Source organism: Bacillus sp. FJAT-27986 (assembly GCF_001685035.1).
Classification (GTDB): domain Bacteria; phylum Bacillota; class Bacilli; order Bacillales; family Pradoshiaceae; genus Pradoshia.
Genome location: NZ_MAYV01000012.1, coordinates 381571 through 397432, shown reverse-complemented (window position 1 = coordinate 397432; position 15862 = coordinate 381571). Strand labels below are relative to the sequence as shown.

At 36.3% G+C, this 15862-nt stretch carries 15 protein-coding genes; 10 read left to right on the top strand and 5 right to left on the bottom strand.

Annotation, left to right across the window (positions count from 1 at the left end; all coding sequences use genetic code 11):
- Positions 1 to 8 precede the first annotated feature (8 nt).
- A complete protein-coding gene (locus A8L44_RS08145) occupies positions 9 to 854 on the bottom strand; it encodes an SPFH domain-containing protein (RefSeq protein ID WP_066103990.1) in 846 nt (281 codons plus the stop codon).
- A gap of 222 nt (positions 855 to 1076) precedes the next feature.
- Between A8L44_RS08145 and A8L44_RS08140 the strand changes: the two genes are divergently transcribed.
- Positions 1077 to 2822 carry an ABC transporter ATP-binding protein gene (locus A8L44_RS08140; RefSeq protein WP_066103987.1) on the top strand — a complete coding sequence of 582 codons (1746 nt, stop codon included), beginning with the start codon at positions 1077 to 1079 and terminating at the stop codon, positions 2820 to 2822.
- Positions 2823 to 2825: 3 nt separating this feature from the next.
- The gene (locus A8L44_RS08135; protein ID WP_066103984.1) at positions 2826 to 4619 is read left to right on the top strand and encodes an ABC transporter ATP-binding protein; all 1794 of its coding nucleotides are present in this window, start codon (positions 2826 to 2828) and stop codon (positions 4617 to 4619) included.
- Positions 4620 to 4794: 175 nt separating this feature from the next.
- Here the strand turns inward: A8L44_RS08135 and A8L44_RS18475 are convergent, their stop codons facing one another.
- Positions 4795 to 4971 (bottom strand): aspartyl-phosphate phosphatase Spo0E family protein, encoded by a 177-nt coding sequence (locus tag A8L44_RS18475; protein ID WP_077248028.1) that lies wholly within the window; start codon positions 4969 to 4971, stop codon positions 4795 to 4797.
- A gap of 232 nt (positions 4972 to 5203) precedes the next feature.
- Here A8L44_RS18475 and A8L44_RS08130 point away from each other — a divergent pair, with 232 nt between their 5' ends.
- From A8L44_RS08130 to rsgA, 7 genes are all read left to right on the top strand, one after another.
- Entirely contained in the window at positions 5204 to 5911 is a 708-nt protein-coding gene (locus tag A8L44_RS08130; protein WP_066103982.1) for a cytochrome c biogenesis CcdA family protein, read from the top strand.
- Positions 5912 to 5972: 61 nt separating this feature from the next.
- Positions 5973 to 6332 (top strand): response regulator, encoded by a 360-nt coding sequence (locus tag A8L44_RS08125; RefSeq protein WP_066103977.1) that lies wholly within the window; start codon positions 5973 to 5975, stop codon positions 6330 to 6332.
- Positions 6333 to 6386: 54 nt separating this feature from the next.
- Positions 6387 to 6884 (top strand): CcdC family protein, encoded by a 498-nt coding sequence (locus A8L44_RS08120; RefSeq protein WP_066103974.1) that lies wholly within the window; start codon positions 6387 to 6389, stop codon positions 6882 to 6884.
- Between the two features lie 360 nt (positions 6885 to 7244).
- Complete coding sequence (locus A8L44_RS08115) at positions 7245 to 7772, top strand: hypothetical protein (protein WP_066103969.1); 528 nt, start codon at positions 7245 to 7247, stop codon at positions 7770 to 7772.
- 100 nt (positions 7773 to 7872) lie between these two features.
- A complete protein-coding gene (locus tag A8L44_RS08110; protein WP_066103966.1) occupies positions 7873 to 8409 on the top strand; it encodes an ATP-binding protein in 537 nt (178 codons plus the stop codon).
- A 168-nt stretch (positions 8410 to 8577) separates the two neighbouring features.
- The gene (locus A8L44_RS08105) at positions 8578 to 8814 is read left to right on the top strand and encodes a DUF3953 domain-containing protein (protein ID WP_066103964.1); all 237 of its coding nucleotides are present in this window, start codon (positions 8578 to 8580) and stop codon (positions 8812 to 8814) included.
- Between the two features lie 272 nt (positions 8815 to 9086).
- Positions 9087 to 10169, top strand: a complete 1083-nt coding sequence (rsgA, locus tag A8L44_RS08100) for a ribosome small subunit-dependent GTPase A (protein ID WP_066103963.1) — start codon at positions 9087 to 9089, stop codon at positions 10167 to 10169.
- 349 nt (positions 10170 to 10518) lie between these two features.
- On the opposite strand, the gene A8L44_RS08095 is transcribed toward rsgA, so the two are convergent.
- The 3 genes from A8L44_RS08095 to A8L44_RS19340 form a co-directional block, all read right to left on the bottom strand.
- On the bottom strand, positions 10519 to 13131 hold the full coding sequence (locus A8L44_RS08095) for a calcium-translocating P-type ATPase, PMCA-type (protein ID WP_192796843.1): 2613 nt from the start codon (positions 13129 to 13131) through the stop codon (positions 10519 to 10521).
- Between the two features lie 472 nt (positions 13132 to 13603).
- Positions 13604 to 14446: a manganese catalase family protein gene (locus tag A8L44_RS08090; protein WP_066103961.1), complete on the bottom strand. Its 843-nt coding sequence runs from the start codon at positions 14444 to 14446 to the stop codon at positions 13604 to 13606.
- Positions 14447 to 14748: 302 nt separating this feature from the next.
- The gene (locus A8L44_RS19340; protein WP_257469051.1) at positions 14749 to 14877 is read right to left on the bottom strand and encodes a hypothetical protein; all 129 of its coding nucleotides are present in this window, start codon (positions 14875 to 14877) and stop codon (positions 14749 to 14751) included.
- Positions 14878 to 15345: 468 nt separating this feature from the next.
- Here A8L44_RS19340 and A8L44_RS08085 point away from each other — a divergent pair, with 468 nt between their 5' ends.
- Positions 15346 to 15777: a DUF2621 domain-containing protein gene (locus tag A8L44_RS08085; RefSeq protein ID WP_066103960.1), complete on the top strand. Its 432-nt coding sequence runs from the start codon at positions 15346 to 15348 to the stop codon at positions 15775 to 15777.
- Positions 15778 to 15862 lie beyond the last annotated feature (85 nt).

Genomic DNA, 15862 nt, shown 5'->3' with positions numbered 1-15862 from the left:
TTAAAAACCTAGTGAATGCTTCCTGTATTAATAATTGGCTGCGTTCCCTTTTCTGAAACAATTGCAACCATTAAGTTGTTGACCATTTGTGCTTTCTTGTCTTCATCAAGTTCAACAATATCTTCATCCGCCAATTGGTCGATCGCACTTTTCACCATTCCAATGGCACCATCAACAATTACCTTACGGGCAGCCAGCACAGCCTGGGCCTGTTGTCTTTGTAACATAGCGGAAGCAATCTCAGAAGAATAGGCTAGATGCATGATTCGTGCCTCAAGCACATCCACACCAGCTACCTCTATACGTTTTTGTAAATCCTCTGCTAAAAAAACAGCAATTTCATCACTATTTCTCCGTAGTGACAGATCGGTTTCTTTGTCAAAGTGATCATAGGCGTATTGGCTTGCGATATGACGAATTCCCGTTTCACTTTGGATTTGTACAAACTCTTTGTAATCCTTCACATCAAAAGTTGCCTTCGCACTATCATTGACACGGTATACCACCACGGCAGCTATTTCAATCGGATTACCTTCTAAATCATTTACCTTTAGGGTATCGCTATTGAAATTGATGACGCGCAGTGAAACGCTGGATTTGATGGTAAAAGGTATTGCCAACCATAGACCTTGCTCGCGTATGACTCCTACATATGTTCCGAAAAATGTTAATACTTTTGCTTCGTTTGGTTGGACAATGGTGATGCCAGACAATAATACGGCAACAGCTATTAATAATACGATTGGAAGTACAGTTGATCCATTTATCAACATATAAGCACTAATGCTGATAATGACCAACCCTGCAAGGACGCCTAAATAACCATTCATTTTAACTGCCTTCTTTTCAACCATCTTAATGCCTCCTATATATCAAAGTGATATCACAATTATATCACTTATTTAGTTAGATAGTTAGCTTTTTATAACAAAATATACCAAATATTCTAATTAAGTTTGTAAAGCAATCCTAAAATACACCTGTATAATTATTCGGAAAGTTTAAAATAATCTTCCTTTGGTTTATTTGATTTGCTAAAATAAGGAGGCCTTATAAAAGAGAAAAGGAGGGCATTTGTGAAGATCTTTGTAAAGCTAAAATGGTTTTTTAAGAAAGAAAAAAAAGCATACATAATTGGCATCATTATGTTATTATTCGTAGCTATTTTGCAGCTGATTCCACCTAGAATTATAGGAATTGTAGTTGATCAGATTAATAATGATTCTCTGACAGGTGCAGGTCTTTCGAAATTGACTGTTATTTTAATTGCTTCGGGCGTTGGTATGTACATATTAAGATATTTTTGGCGAATCAAGATCTTTGGTTCAGCCGTGAAGTTAGCAAGAGAACTTCGTTATCGATTATTTGACCATTTCACGAATATGCCGTCATCCTTTTACCAGCGTAAGCGCACCGGAGATTTGATGGCACATGCGACCAATGACTTAAATGCAATCCAGCAAACCGCAGGAAGCGGTGTCCTATCCTTGGTTGATTCGCTAACGACCGGTGGGTTTGTTGTTCTGGCCATGGCCTTTATTGATTGGCGTTTAACGTTGTTTGCATTGCTTCCTATGCCCGTTATTGCCATCTCAACAAGCTATTATGGGAAGCTATTACATAAAAGATTTAGGGCTGCTCAGGCTGCCTTTTCTGAATTGAATGACAAGACCCAGGAAAGCATAAATGGGATTAAAGTGATCAAGACCTTTGGCCAGGAAAGAGAGGATATTGAATCCTTTCGGTCTTCCTCTAATGATGTAGTGGATAAAAACATATCGGTGGCGCGTATAGATGCCTTGTTTGATCCAACTATCAGTGTAATGGCGGGACTTTCTTATTTTATTTCAATCGCTGTTGGCGCGAAATATGTGATGGAGGGCAGTTTGACGATTGGTGAACTTGTATCTTTTTCAACCTATCTAGGATTATTGATTTGGCCGATGCTCGCTTTTGGGTTCTTATTTAATATCGTGCAACGTGGGAACGCATCTTATGATCGAATTACTGAACTCCTAGCTGAAAAAACCGATATTTTTAATAAAACTGGCGCTCTTAACGAACAAGCCAGTGGTGATATAGAATTTGAGATTTCATCCTTTACTTATCCTGATGAAAAGGAACCTGTACTGGAGGATCTCTCATTTACGATAAAAAAAGGTGAAACTCTCGGAATAGTTGGGAAAACTGGTGCAGGTAAAACGACTTTATTAAAATTACTGATTAGGGAATTTGAGACAACAGAAGGGTGTATAAGCATTGGCGGACATGAAATCCAAAATTATACGTTGAAATCATTACGAGAAGCAATTGGGTATGTACCACAGGATCCTTTTTTGTTTTCAGCAACGGTTGGTGAGAATATCGCTTTTGCTAAACCGAATGCTACCAAAGGTGAAATTAAAGAAGCAGCAAATCTTTCATATATTCATTCTGATATTGAAGGCTTTACGGAAGGATATAATACGGTTGTAGGTGAACGTGGAGTCTCGCTTTCTGGTGGTCAAAAGCAAAGAATCAGTATAGCAAGGGCATTGATGCTTGATCCTGAAATCTTAATTCTGGATGACTCACTATCGGCAGTCGATGCCAAAACAGAGGCAACAATCCTTCAGAATTTAAAGGAAAACAGAGTACACAAAACAACGATTATCACATCCCATCGGTTAAGTGCTATCCAGCATGCCAATCTAATCATTGTTCTGAAGGACGGTAAAATCGTTCAAAAAGGTACGCATAGGGAGTTAATGGACTTGGAAGGCTGGTATAAAGAAATGTACCAACAGCAACAATTAGAAGAATTAGTGGAGCAGGGGGGATAAGAGATGGATGAACTTAAATCAATAACAGGAAAAGAACAGCGAGCAATTCTCTTCCGTCTCTTGTCCTATGCGAAACCATATAAAAAGAGATTAATAGGAGCATTTTTCTTATTATTTCTTGCGACAGTGGCTGACATCACAGGACCTATTTTAGTGAAGATATTCATTGATGATTATTTAACGCCAATGAATATGCAGTATAAGCCAATAGCTATTTTGGCAATCGGGTATTTGATACTCCTGTTTGCTAAAATGTTTATTACTTATTTTCAAGAGTTTTCGTTCCAGCTTGTCGCTTTAAAAATTATTCAGCAGCTTAGGGTTGATATTTTTAGTAAAGTACAGAGCCTTGGATTGAGATATTTTGATAAAACACCTGCAGGAGCGATTGTATCCAGGATTACTAATGATACAGAAGCAATTAAGGATATGTTTGTGACTGTGATTGCAGCTTTTATATCCAGTGGGTTTTTCGTGATAGGGACGATTATTGCGATGTTTATTTTAAATGTTAGGCTTGCTGTGTTTTGTTTATTCATCCTGCCCATTTTATATTTGCTTATGAGATTTTATCGTAAATTCAGCAGTGTTTTTTATCAAGAACTCAGGGAAAGGCTAAGCCAGTTGAACGCCAATTTAAATGAATCTCTCCAGGGGATGTCTATAATTCAGGTGTTTCGCCAGCAGAAACGCTTAAAGGATGAGTTTGAGGAGATTAATCAAAAACATTATGAAGCAGGAATGAGGAATATTAAGATAGATGGGTTATTGCTAAGGCCAGCGATAGATCTAGTATATATATTTGCGATTGTTCTTGTGCTCAGTTACTTTGGGATCAACTCGATGAATTCAGTAGTTGAAATAGGTGTTTTGTATGCGTTTGTAAACTATATTGATCGGTTTTTTGAACCCGTTAACCAAGTGATGCAAAGATTATCCTTATATCAGCAGGCAATTGTGGCTGGATCAAGAGTATTTGCTGTTTTGGATGAAAAAGAGTTAGCTCCCGGGGCAGAGAGCATTCAAACGTATAAAATCGAGCGGGGTGTCGTTGAATTTAAAAATGTTAGTTTTTCTTATGATGGAAAGAGAGATGTACTAAAAAACATCTCCTTTAAAGTCAATGAGGGCGAAACAGTTGCACTTGTTGGACATACGGGTAGTGGAAAAAGTTCTATCATAAATTTGATCATGCGTTTCTATGAATTTAATAGAGGAGATATATTAATTGATGGGAAATCCATCAAAAGTTATTCAAATGAAGAACTGCGGGGGAAGATGGGGCTTGTATTACAGGATGCTTTCTTATTCTATGGGTCTGTTAGAGATAATATCAGTTTGCATGATCAAACAATAACGGACAATGAAATAGAAGAGGCAGCTAATTTTGTTCAGGCACAATCCTTCATTGAAAAGCTACCTGATAAATATAATCATTTAGTAGTGGAGCGGGGAGCAACATTTTCGAGCGGTCAAAGGCAGTTGATTGGCTTCGCGCGAACAATCGTGAGAGATCCTAAAATTCTTATTCTTGATGAAGCGACAGCCAATATTGATACAGAAACTGAAGAGGCTATTCAAAAAAGCCTGGCAAAAATGAGAAAGGGCAGAACGACAATTGCAATTGCCCACCGTCTTTCCACAATTCAAGATGCTAACCTTATACTTGTTTTGCATCAAGGCCAAATTGTTGAACAGGGAACACATCAGGAACTGCTGGCTAAGCAAGGGCTTTATTATAAAATGTATTTACTTCAAAATGGTATCCGTTCTAGTTTCAACAAAGATGTAAGCTGAAATAAAGACTCTAACTAAATAAATCGCATCTGATTCATCGGATGCGATTTATTGTTTTTCTGAAATATACTTTTGGGTGATTCCTGAAACTGTTTGAACAGTGTTTTAATGGAAAAAGAATGAGTTCTTCTAACTCTATTCTATCCTTATGTGTTTAGGTTTTTCTTACTTTAGCTTAACATGATATTTTTGATCTATTGTATGTTTTTTCAGGTTGATAGTTGTTTAACAGATGATCGAGTTCCTGGCTATATTGAATGGTTGTTTGAGATGATAATCCATTCTGAGAGACGACAGTAACTAGTTCTGCACGCTTGATTTCTATTTTGTCTAACAACTCTTGATTATCCATGGTTGCAGATCCTTCCTCGTTTAGTGGATTATGTTTAAATTTACAAGGTTATAACATATTCTTACAGAAAAGAATTGCGGTAAAACTATTATACATAAATTTTACTAAAAATGTAAAATATATTGAAAATTAAAACTATACTCTTTATCATCTGCTCAGACAGTTACTTTATATGGAGTAATTTGGTACAATGTAAGATGGAATGAATTAGAAACAGTGGGGGTAATTTCATTTGGGTGATATTAATATATTTTTGGCATTCGGAGCAGGTTTCCTCAGCTTTATATCTCCATGCTGTCTTCCGCTTTATCCGGCCTTTCTTTCATATATAACAGGAATGTCGGTTGGAGAATTAAAAAATGATAACGCGATGATGCATAAAAGGAGCCTATTACATACTTTCTTTTTCTTAATTGGATTTTCCATTATTTTTATAGCACTGGGATTCAGTGCATCTTATATTGGAACCTTCTTTGAAAACTATGGAGATATTATCCGGCAATTAGGTGCTATTCTTATAGTCTTTTTTGGCTTAATTATAATTGGCTTCTTTCAGCCGAAGTTTCTTATGAAAGAACACCGTTTTGAATTTAAAAATCGTCCGGGTGGTTATATCGGATCAATTTTAATAGGAATTGCCTTTGCAGCAGGATGGACTCCATGTACTGGACCTATTTTAATGGTTGTCATTGGGATGACCGGAACCAACCCGGAATCTGGTATGTTCTACATGTTAGCTTATATTTTAGGATTTGCTATTCCGTTTTTTATTATGTCTTTTTTTATTGGGAAATTAAGCTGGATCAAACGCAACTCGGATAAAGTTATGAAGGCAGGCGGAATGTTAATGATTCTGATGGGAATCGTTTTGTTTTTTGATTGGATGACCAAAATAAGCTCCTATTTTATCGCTTTATTCGGAGGATGGAGTGGTTTTTAACTAGTTTTAATCATATTCAGCACAGAGATATACTTTTATTTTGTAACAGGGGGAACTAAAGATGGCTAATATTCTAATAGTGGATGATGCAAAGTTTATGCGGTTGACGTTGGCAGCTATCCTTAAAAAAGGAAATCATCACATTGTTGGAGAAGCAGAATCAGGTATAGAGGCAATTGATCTATATGAGAAGCATAAGCCTGATTTGGTTACTATGGATGTAACGATGCCATTAATGAGTGGATTAGAGGCGACCAAAGTAATTAAGGGTAAATACCCGGATGCCAAAATTATTATGTGTTCGGCAATGGGGCAGCAAAAGATTGTCAGAGAATCCATAGAAGCGGGTGCAAAAGACTTTATTATAAAACCATTTGAAGAGATCAGGGTAATAGATGCGATCAAGTGCGTCTTAGAATAATATAAGTCGTATTAACCGTTTGAAATTTATGTATGCTAAAAGGAATGATGATATATGATGTTTGCAGTATCTACAATACTTGCAGTGATAATGGGACTTATTGTTTTTGCAGTAAGAATGAAGGCATCCCAAAAACCGGCTTCTATCAAAAAGATTATATTGCCGCCGTTTTTTATGAGTACCGGTGCACTTATGTATGTATTCCCGTATTTTCGGTTAACTGGAATGGAAATACTCGAGGCAATCATATTGGGTATGTTTTTTTCCATATTTTTAATAAAGACATCCAAATTTGAAATTAAAGATAATCAAATATACATGAAACGGTCGAAAGCTTTTGGAATCGTTCTTATAGGACTCATTTTAATAAGAACGATCCTTAAGGTATTTTTAAGTTCATCAATTGATTTGGGTGAAACAGGAGGAATGTTCTGGCTATTGGCTTTTTCAATGATTGTGCCATGGAGAATAGCGATGTATATGCAATATAAGAAGTTTGAGAACATCTTAAATGATACACAGGCAGGTAATAATCCGGTTACTTCCGTATAAATGATAAAAAACGACCTTTGGTCGTTTTTTTAATTTTGGCTGTTTTAACCCGAATCATGTTAATCGTGTTGAATTTGTTTCACAAAATACAACCGTATTTTAAATTGAAGATATTTTTGAGGAAGATCATAAAAACAAAAGGCTGTTTTCGCATAGATTGTTGCTCTTGAATAAAAGGATATAAATATCCAATTTGTGGTACAGTTGAATTTAGATGGCTTGTTCAACAAACGGGGCAGGTTAGCGGAAGAAGGACTTGAACAAAATATGGCGAATAATTGATATTAGAACATACCAACGACTAAAAGACGATCAACGAATTAGGGATAAAACCAGTAAATAAATTTCAGGTAGGGTAACATGAATTTTAATGAGTCGGTTTTGGATGAACAGCTTGAAATACTAAAAAGCTTTTTATGCCATTATTCTAGTTTTAGATATTTAAATGAGAAATTTGATAACCTATGTAGATTTGGTTCTCAGGAATTTTGGAAGTATACAATAGATGCACATTACTTTCAGTCAATTAATCTCTGGTGTATGATTTTTGGTACTGACGAAAATGAAATACACTGGAAGAAGCTTGGATTAGATGGTGATTTAAAGCCAATTACTTTGTCTAACATAGAGTTAAGTGAGAAAGATTATAATTTGTACTGGAAGAGTTTGAAGGATTGGCGAAATATGTATTCAGCACATAGAGTACCAGGATTTAAAGAAAAGACACCAGACTTGAAAATAGCCCGAATGGTAGTATTTATAATGAAGACTGGGTTGAAAGGAATATTGATGCAATCAGTTAGCTATTCCTCATTGAAACTATATGAGGAAAACTTTAAAGAAGAATTAAATTTATCAATTAGCACTTTGCTAACAGCGTCAAAATAATACATAGTCTTTAAGCAGGGATAAATATTTTTGGCTATTATAGCTTATTGAACTAAAGGGGCAGAAGAGTTGAAGAAGCCTATGATTAAGGATGGGGAAAATGAAAGAAAAAATACACATATTGGGAGCCTCTGGTTCTGGTACTTCAACGCTAGGTTCTTCATTATCAAAGGTCTTACCTCATACACATCTTGATACTGATGACTACTTTTGGACAACTAAATTTACTAAACAAAGAGAAGTACCTAAAAGAAGAGAAATGCTTGAAAAAGATTTATTACTTAATGAAAACTGGATTCTTTCTGGTGCAGTGTGTGGTTGGGGTGATAACTTTAAAAGTTATTTTGACCTTGTTATATTCTTATGGGTTCCGCAAGATATAAGGCTTGAAAGGTTAAAGCAGAGGGAATATGAGCGTTATGGAAGTCAAATATTAACTGGCGGAAGCAAATATGAACAATCGAAAACTTTTTTAGAGTGGGCTTCTCTTTATGATAGTGCGGGAATGAAAGTTAGAAGTAAAAAATTGCACGAGCATTGGATGGCAGACTTATCTTGTCCAGTATTAAAAATTGAAGGGGATTATTCAGTCAATGAAAGAGTTGATATTGTCTTAGATTATCTAAATACTAATTGAACTAACAGGGGCGTTGATCCAAGAAGGATTAATGTCCTTTTCTGTTGAACTCCTTATGGAAGTAAAGGGACAGGTTAGCTCAAGAAGGAATTGAATAGAATAATAATGTAAATGTGATATGATTAGACAAAAACTTGGGGATATGACTTGTTGTAAGGGGAGAGAAATATGCTAAAAACATTAAGAATTATTTTATCGATAGGTGTTCTTGTATTAGCGTTTTTTGGTCTAATAACTAAGAACTTTGAGTATATGCCTTATTTAATGATGGTACTAAGTTTTTTAATATTGACTACGGGACTAATTGAGCTTCAAAAAGATAAAAAAGCATTTTGGGGTTATATGTCTATTGGTGTTTCTGGTTTTGTTTTTTATGTTTCAATTCAGGGATTCTTATTGAGTTAACAGGGATATTAGCATAAGAAAAGGCTGTCAAATTGACGGCCTTTTCTTATGCTGCTAACGGGGCAGTTTAGTGGAAGAACATTGTTTAATTTGTGTTGAACATTAGAGTTGGATTGTACTAATATAAAACTTATAAGTAATGAAAGGAGCTGCTGTGTTTATGTATAGCAAGCTAAATGTGGAGATTGTAACAAATAGGGAGGTATGCACAAAATAAACTAATGCATAAAACCTCCCAAAAGTTATTATCTAAACTTTAGGAGGAAATGAAATTGAATAATATTGATATGAAAAATTTAGGACTTACTGAAGAATTCATACAGGAGTCTACAATATATAAAGACCTTTTTATTGGGCGAGTTTCATCACAATCTAAAAATTTATATAAGGTGATTACAGAAAGTGGTGAGGTTGTTGCTGAGATATCCGGTAAGTATCGCTATAATGTAACAGGAATTTCTGAATATCCTGCTGTTGGAGATTTTGTTATGATCGACAGAACAAATAATTCAAAGGGGAACGGAATTATTCATCATATACTTTCACGAAAAAGCGTATTTGGACGTAAAATGGTAGGAACCAAAAAAGATATTCAGATTGTCGCTACAAATATTGATACGGTTTTTATTTGTATGTCACTGAACAATGATTATAATCTGCGTAGACTAGAGCGTTATCTTTCTATCGCTTGGGACAGTGGTGCAAACCCAGTTGTTGTACTTACAAAGTCAGATTTATGTGATGATATAGCATCAAGACTTGATGAAATATATTCTATTGCAATTGGTATAGATGTGATTGTTACAACAAATACTTCTGATGAAGGATGCCAATCTTTAAAAAAGTATCTTTCAAATGGGAAGTCAGTAGCGTTTATAGGTTCATCTGGAGTTGGGAAATCAACCTTAATTAATTGCCTTATCGGCCAAAACTTATTAGATACAAATGAAATAAGGAATGATGATAAAGGCAAACATACTACTACAAGCCGTGAATTAATTATGTTGCAAAATTTAGGTGTTGTTATAGACACTCCTGGTATGAGAGAGCTTGGAATTATAAGTGCAGATTTAACCAAGTCTTTTTCTGATATTGAAGACCTTGCTAATGATTGTAAATTTAATGATTGTACACACCAACATGAGCCAAACTGTGCAGTACAAAAAGCAATGAAAGATGGATTTTTGTCAATTGAAAGGCTAGAAAGCTACTGGAAACTAAAAAAAGAGACTAAGTATCAAGGTTTGAATTCTAAAATGATTGAAAAAGAAAAGGCAAATGAAATGTTTAGTAGCATAGGCGGCATGAAAAATTTCAAGAAATTTAAAGAACAAAATAGAAAGAAAAGAAGATGAAGTTTTATAGCTCTTTGAAGTGAAAAATAGGTAACAGCTCGATGTTGAGCTGTTACCTTATTTTTTGGTAGATAGTATAGTTAAATGAGATTTTATTTATAATATTTGTGAAGGAATGTACTTAAACAAACAGGAGAGTTAGTCCAATAACAAGTACAACCACTTCCTTTTTGGAGGTGGCTATTTTCATAAAAACAAGCGTTAATCAATAGCAACAATACTTACGAAAACAGCCAAGTAAAAATAGCTAGAGGCTATTCTAGTAACACCAAGGGGAAAAGAATCAGAAAAACCGAATGGATTAGCCGAATAAAAAGCACCCAATCGGGTGCTTTTTAACTGCTGGAAATTAGGTTGTCTTAGTTCTTCTGATCAGTTTTTCAATCTCAATTACAATGATTGGAACAAATCCAAGTCCAAGCGCGATCAGATAGTATTCAGAAGGAAGAGGAGTTACCTCGAAAATATAAGCAAGCGGTGGTATAAATACAATCGCAACTATAAGTAAAAGTGAAGCAAGCAGGGCAAGAATCATATATTTATTTTCACGAATATCGGATTGGAAAATAGATTTGGTTGTTCTTACATTTAGAACATGAAAGAGCTGCGAAAGTGATAAAACTAGAAAAGCCATTGTTTGGGCAGCGCCTAATGAGTTCAGATTGACTCCTGCCAGATAAAAGCCGATTAAGGAAAGTACAGCAAACATCAACCCCTGAAGGACAATCCGGTAAAGGAGCCCACCTGCAAAAATTCCTTCTGCTTTTGGCTTCGGTCTCCTCTTCATAATATCTTCTTCAACAGGTTCCATTCCAAGAGCGAGTGCAGGAAGTCCGTCTGTCACTAAGTTCAGCCACAAAAGATGGATGGCAAGGAGCGGTGTTTGTTGCCAAATAATCATGGCAATGAAAACAATAAATATCTCACCCATATTAGTGCCAAGCAGGAATTGAATGGCTTTGCGGATATTATCATAGGTACCGCGACCTTCTTTTACTGCATCGACAATTGTCGCAAAATTATCATCCGTCAAGATCATATCTGATGCTCCTTTCGCGACATCCGTCCCCGTTATACCCATCGCGCAACCGATATCAGCTGCCTTCAAGGCAGGAGCATCATTAACCCCGTCACCTGTCATTGATACGATTGCACCTTTTTGCTGCCAGGCGCGGACAATCCGTATTTTATCTTCCGGTGACACACGTGCATAAACAGAGTACTCATCGATTGAGTCATTTAATGCTTGATCGCTCATTTTTTCAAGTTCTGCACCACTAAGAGACTTTTGTCCGGCATTTAATATACCGAGTTCTTTGGCAATGGCATTTGCTGTTCCAATATGGTCACCTGTGATCATAACCGGGCGTATACCAGCTCTTTTACAAACCTGTACGGCATCCTTAGCTTCTGCACGTGGAGGATCAATCATTCCAAGCAAGCCGACAAAGTGCAAATCATGCTCAATCTCATCGCTATTAGGGTGATCAGGAACACTGTCAAGTTCCTTAAAAGCAACAGCGATAACACGCATAGCTTCATCCGTCATTTGGTTGTTAATTCTCTTGGCAGCTTCAAAATCACCAGTTTTACAACGGTTCATCAATACATCAAAAGCACCTTTTGTTAATGCATAAGGTTTTCCTTCTATTACATGGATGGTTGTCATTAGCTTTCTGTCAGAATCAAAAGGAATCTCACCAACACGGGGTGCTGCTTCATGGAGGCTTTCTTTTGTCATTTGATTCTTAAGCGCTGCTGAAAGGATAGCAGTCTCTGTTGGATCGCCGATGTGCTTTTCTTCTCCATCTACGATTTCAACGGTCCCATTTGATGCAAGTGAACCAAGGCGAAGCAAGGATTTAATTGGACCGGAAACATGGTCAGTTATATCTTCTGGTTCACCTTTAACCCAGGCTTTGATGACTGTCATTTTATTCTGTGTAAGTGTACCTGTTTTATCAGAGCAAATAACAGAGGCACTTCCTAAAGTTTCAACTGCTGGAAGCCTGCGGATTATAGCATTTCTTTTGACCATTCGCTGGACGCCGAGTGCTAAAACGACTGTGACAATTGCTGGCAAACCTTCTGGAATAGCAGCGACTGCTAAGGATACTGCAGTCATAAATATCTCGAGTATCGGCATTCCAGAGAAGAATCCGATAGCAAAGATTACAATACTGATGGCAAGCGCCAGCAAGCCGAGGTACTTTCCTAGCTTGCCTAGTTTTTGTTGCAGAGGTGTCTGACCTTGGTCAGCTGATTCAAGCAATTCGGCAATCTTGCCCATTTGTGTATCCATTCCGGTTCCAGTTATAATTGCTTTTCCGCGACCATAGGAAACACTGCTGCCTGAAAAAACCATATTCACTCGATCTCCAAGGGGTGCATCCTCATTAACTGTTGCATTCTGATCCTTTTCAACTGGAACGGACTCTCCAGTTAAAGCTGACTCCTCAATTTTCAAGGAAGCTGCATCAACTAATCTTCCATCAGCCGGAATGAAATCACCAGCTTCAAATTCGATTAGATCACCAGGCACAATCTGGCTTGCTTCAATCTCGGTTAATTTTCCATTACGGATGACTTTTGCCCGTGGAGAGGAAAGGTTCTGTAGTGCCTCGAGTGATCTTTCCGCCTTATTCTCCTGAACAACTCCAAGTACAGCATTCAATATAACAATACTTAAAATAACAACTGGTTCAATATATTCCTTTGTATCATGGCCTTTAAGGGCGACGAAAAAGGAAACCGCAGCCGCGATGATTAGAATCAAGACCATGATATCCTTAAATTGTTCAAAAAAACGTTGGACGAGCGACTTCTGTTTCTTTCCTTTTAATTGATTAAGTCCGTATTTCGCTTGGTGTTCCGCTACTTGTGCGTCGCTTAAGCCAAGCTTACTATTTGTCCGATATTCCTTTTCGATATCATCGAGTTTTTTCATATGTGGATTATTCATGAAGAAACCTCCATTCTTTTTCACTAAATATGCCTTTAGCATATCCAAAAGAGAGCGAAGGATTCTTTTAAGATAATAAATTAATAAAGAAAGGTAGACTTACTCAATATCTTCTTTTGATATCATAAAGAATTAATGAAATACAACTATTCACTCGAATTGGACTTGCCGATAGAAGTGAGATAGTTAATGAATAAGCATTGTTTTATTACTTAGATACGATAGGTAAATATTATCGATTAATGGGGGAGGGGGGATGTTTTTTATAGAACATGGAATGAGTGGCTAATGTTCCCCGGAATTTAGATTACTTTACAGTACAGAATACGATATTCACCAATAGGGGATGCAATAGTAAAATAAGGACAAGAAGAGCAGGGGAATCAATGGGAAATATCTATGAAAAAAGGACTTCAGAATAACACTTATTCTGAAGTCCTTTTGTATGCTAATCAAAAATATACATTAGCGTTTATAAGATTGATTTATCTGTGTCCATTGGCAATGTGTTATGTGTTTCAAGTGGAGCTGGTTTTAACATTGGTTTTGCGCCTTCTGCAGGTGGAACGACAGCTTCATAGCGGAATTCACCTTGTCCATCCGGAGCTTCACCGCTTGCCCACGTTCCAGTACTGCTTTCTTCGCCTTCAGAGAAATTATATAAAGAGTATGCGATATCTAAGCGTTCTTTTTCACGTGGGAATGTGCTTGGAACAAGTAATCCTTCTTGTTCTTCTAATTCAGCGATTGCTTTTGCCCATAGATTTTGGTGATAAGAATCACGTGCAATAAGAACGGAAAGCATATCTTTAATTCCTGGATCATCAGTCATTTCATAAATACGAACAGCTTGCAGGCGACCTTGTGATTCAGCATTTAGGTTGGCGCGGAAGTCAGCTAATAAGTTTCCGCTTGCAGTTACGTAACTGCCCATCCATGGATTACCAAGGCTATCCTGAGGACGAGGGTTTAATCCGGATACAATCGCGTGTTGTGGGTTCATTCCGCTTAATACTGCACCGATTGCCGGGTCAGCCATAGCTTTTTCCTGATCTTTTAGCGGTGCATCCTCAAGAAGACGTGCGACCATAGTTGCTAACATTTCAACGTGACCAATTTCTTCAGTACCGATATCAAGTAAAAGGTCTTTATATTTTTCGTTGCCGCGTACGCTCCAGCCTTGGAACAAATATTGCATCATAACGGACATTTCACCATATTGTCCACCAATCAGTTCTTGAATTTTCTTTGCCATCAATGGATCTGGTCTAGTTGGTTTAGCTTCAAATTGAAGTTCTTTTTTATGAAAAAACATATCTATACCTCCGTATATAATAGTATTTTTTTGAGCGATTGCTCGTACAATCTATTACATACCCAGCGTTTTTAGGAAGAAACATAGAAATTTTGTAAAATCAGGTAATAGAGGTGTGAAATGCTATGGTAATATTGACATAGAGAATAAGAAATAAATTTTATTTTCAAGTGTATTTTTACATATTTTTTTCTTGGTTGTCGAAAATTTATGGTCTATACATAAAAAATGTCATAATAAGAAAAGAGCACCCAGAATACATGTATTCTGGGTGCTTTAGTTCGATAGGCGATAGCGCCAGATTAATTTTTCATTGCACCGATTGGCGTTAATTGTTCATTAGGCTGTTGCTTGGTTATTGATTCCATCTTCTTTAATTCTTCTCGAAGTAATCGTCTGACTTCCCTGCGTCTGTGTACTTTTTTTCCCATTAAGTAAAGACCTCCTTAAAGTAGTGGAAATGCAACAAACCAATCTGACCCTTAACAAAAATAACCACAATCCCTGATTAGATTAAAGAAATATCTAGATTGAATGATATGAGGAAACTATACAGTATATTCATTACTTCTTTAATACAGTCAGATTGTTATCTTTAGTTATATCAGAGATTGATAATTCTGACAATTAAAAACAATCTCAATTAACAAGGGAAAACAATAGAGAAAAGCCCAAAATCTTTGATATATTTACGTAATACACCCTTTTCCTGCAATTCTTTTTATTTTTCTCCAAAATCCATGTTAGGAATGGAGGTTCCCTTATACGAATTTTGTACAAACAATTTAGTAATTATTAGTCAATTTAGTTGAAGGTTTCCAACTCTTTGTTATAATAATACATGGAAAATGATTGTTAAATTAGGGGATTGTGTATTACTTAACTGGGGTGAATGATTTATGTTAGAAGGATGGTTTTTATGGTTCATCCTGTTTTGGGTTGTCTTTATGATTGGTTTTATGGCCATCGGTGGATTTTTTATGTTTCGAAAGTTCTTAAAAAAACTGCCCAAAGAAGATGGAAAATCAGATATGGACTGGGAAGTTGAATTTGTTAATCAGACAAGGCATCTATGGAATCAGGAAGAAAAAGATTTTCTAGAAGAATTAGTAAGCCCGGTTCCTGAATTATTTCGAGATGTAGCAAGGCATAAAATCGCAGGGAGAATCGGTGAACTTGCACTTAAAGAAAAGGCTAATAAGATAACGATGGATCTTATTATTAAAGGGTATATTCTAGCAACACCAAAACGTGATCACAAATTTCTTCGAAAAAAATTAGAAATTGAAAAAATAGACGTCAGTCCATTTGAAAAATACTTCTCTATTTGACCTCTTCTTTTTATGAAGAGGTTTTCTTTTACGGAAATAGCGTTTGATTGAAAATAGGACCTTAATAGGTCCCCGGGTTATTATG

Excerpts from the sequence above, each read along its gene's own strand:
- A8L44_RS08115 (WP_066103969.1), top strand. The coding sequence starts at position 7,245 with ATGAATTTTAATGAGTCGGTTTTGGATGAACAGCTTGAAATACTAAAA.
- A8L44_RS08085 (WP_066103960.1), top strand. The coding sequence starts at position 15,346 with ATGTTAGAAGGATGGTTTTTATGGTTCATCCTGTTTTGGGTTGTCTTT.
- A8L44_RS19340 (WP_257469051.1), bottom strand. The coding sequence starts at position 14,877 with ATGGGAAAAAAAGTACACAGACGCAGGGAAGTCAGACGATTACTTCGA.
- A8L44_RS08135 (WP_066103984.1), top strand. The coding sequence starts at position 2,826 with ATGGATGAACTTAAATCAATAACAGGAAAAGAACAGCGAGCAATTCTC.
- A8L44_RS08120 (WP_066103974.1), top strand. The coding sequence starts at position 6,387 with ATGATGTTTGCAGTATCTACAATACTTGCAGTGATAATGGGACTTATT.
- A8L44_RS18475 (WP_077248028.1), bottom strand. The coding sequence starts at position 4,971 with ATGGATAATCAAGAGTTGTTAGACAAAATAGAAATCAAGCGTGCAGAA.
- A8L44_RS08090 (WP_066103961.1), bottom strand. The coding sequence starts at position 14,446 with ATGTTTTTTCATAAAAAAGAACTTCAATTTGAAGCTAAACCAACTAGA.
- A8L44_RS08145 (WP_066103990.1), bottom strand. The coding sequence starts at position 854 with ATGGTTGAAAAGAAGGCAGTTAAAATGAATGGTTATTTAGGCGTCCTT.
- A8L44_RS08105 (WP_066103964.1), top strand. The coding sequence starts at position 8,578 with ATGCTAAAAACATTAAGAATTATTTTATCGATAGGTGTTCTTGTATTA.
- A8L44_RS08125 (WP_066103977.1), top strand. The coding sequence starts at position 5,973 with ATGGCTAATATTCTAATAGTGGATGATGCAAAGTTTATGCGGTTGACG.
- A8L44_RS08095 (WP_192796843.1), bottom strand. The coding sequence starts at position 13,131 with ATGAATAATCCACATATGAAAAAACTCGATGATATCGAAAAGGAATAT.
- A8L44_RS08110 (WP_066103966.1), top strand. The coding sequence starts at position 7,873 with ATGAAAGAAAAAATACACATATTGGGAGCCTCTGGTTCTGGTACTTCA.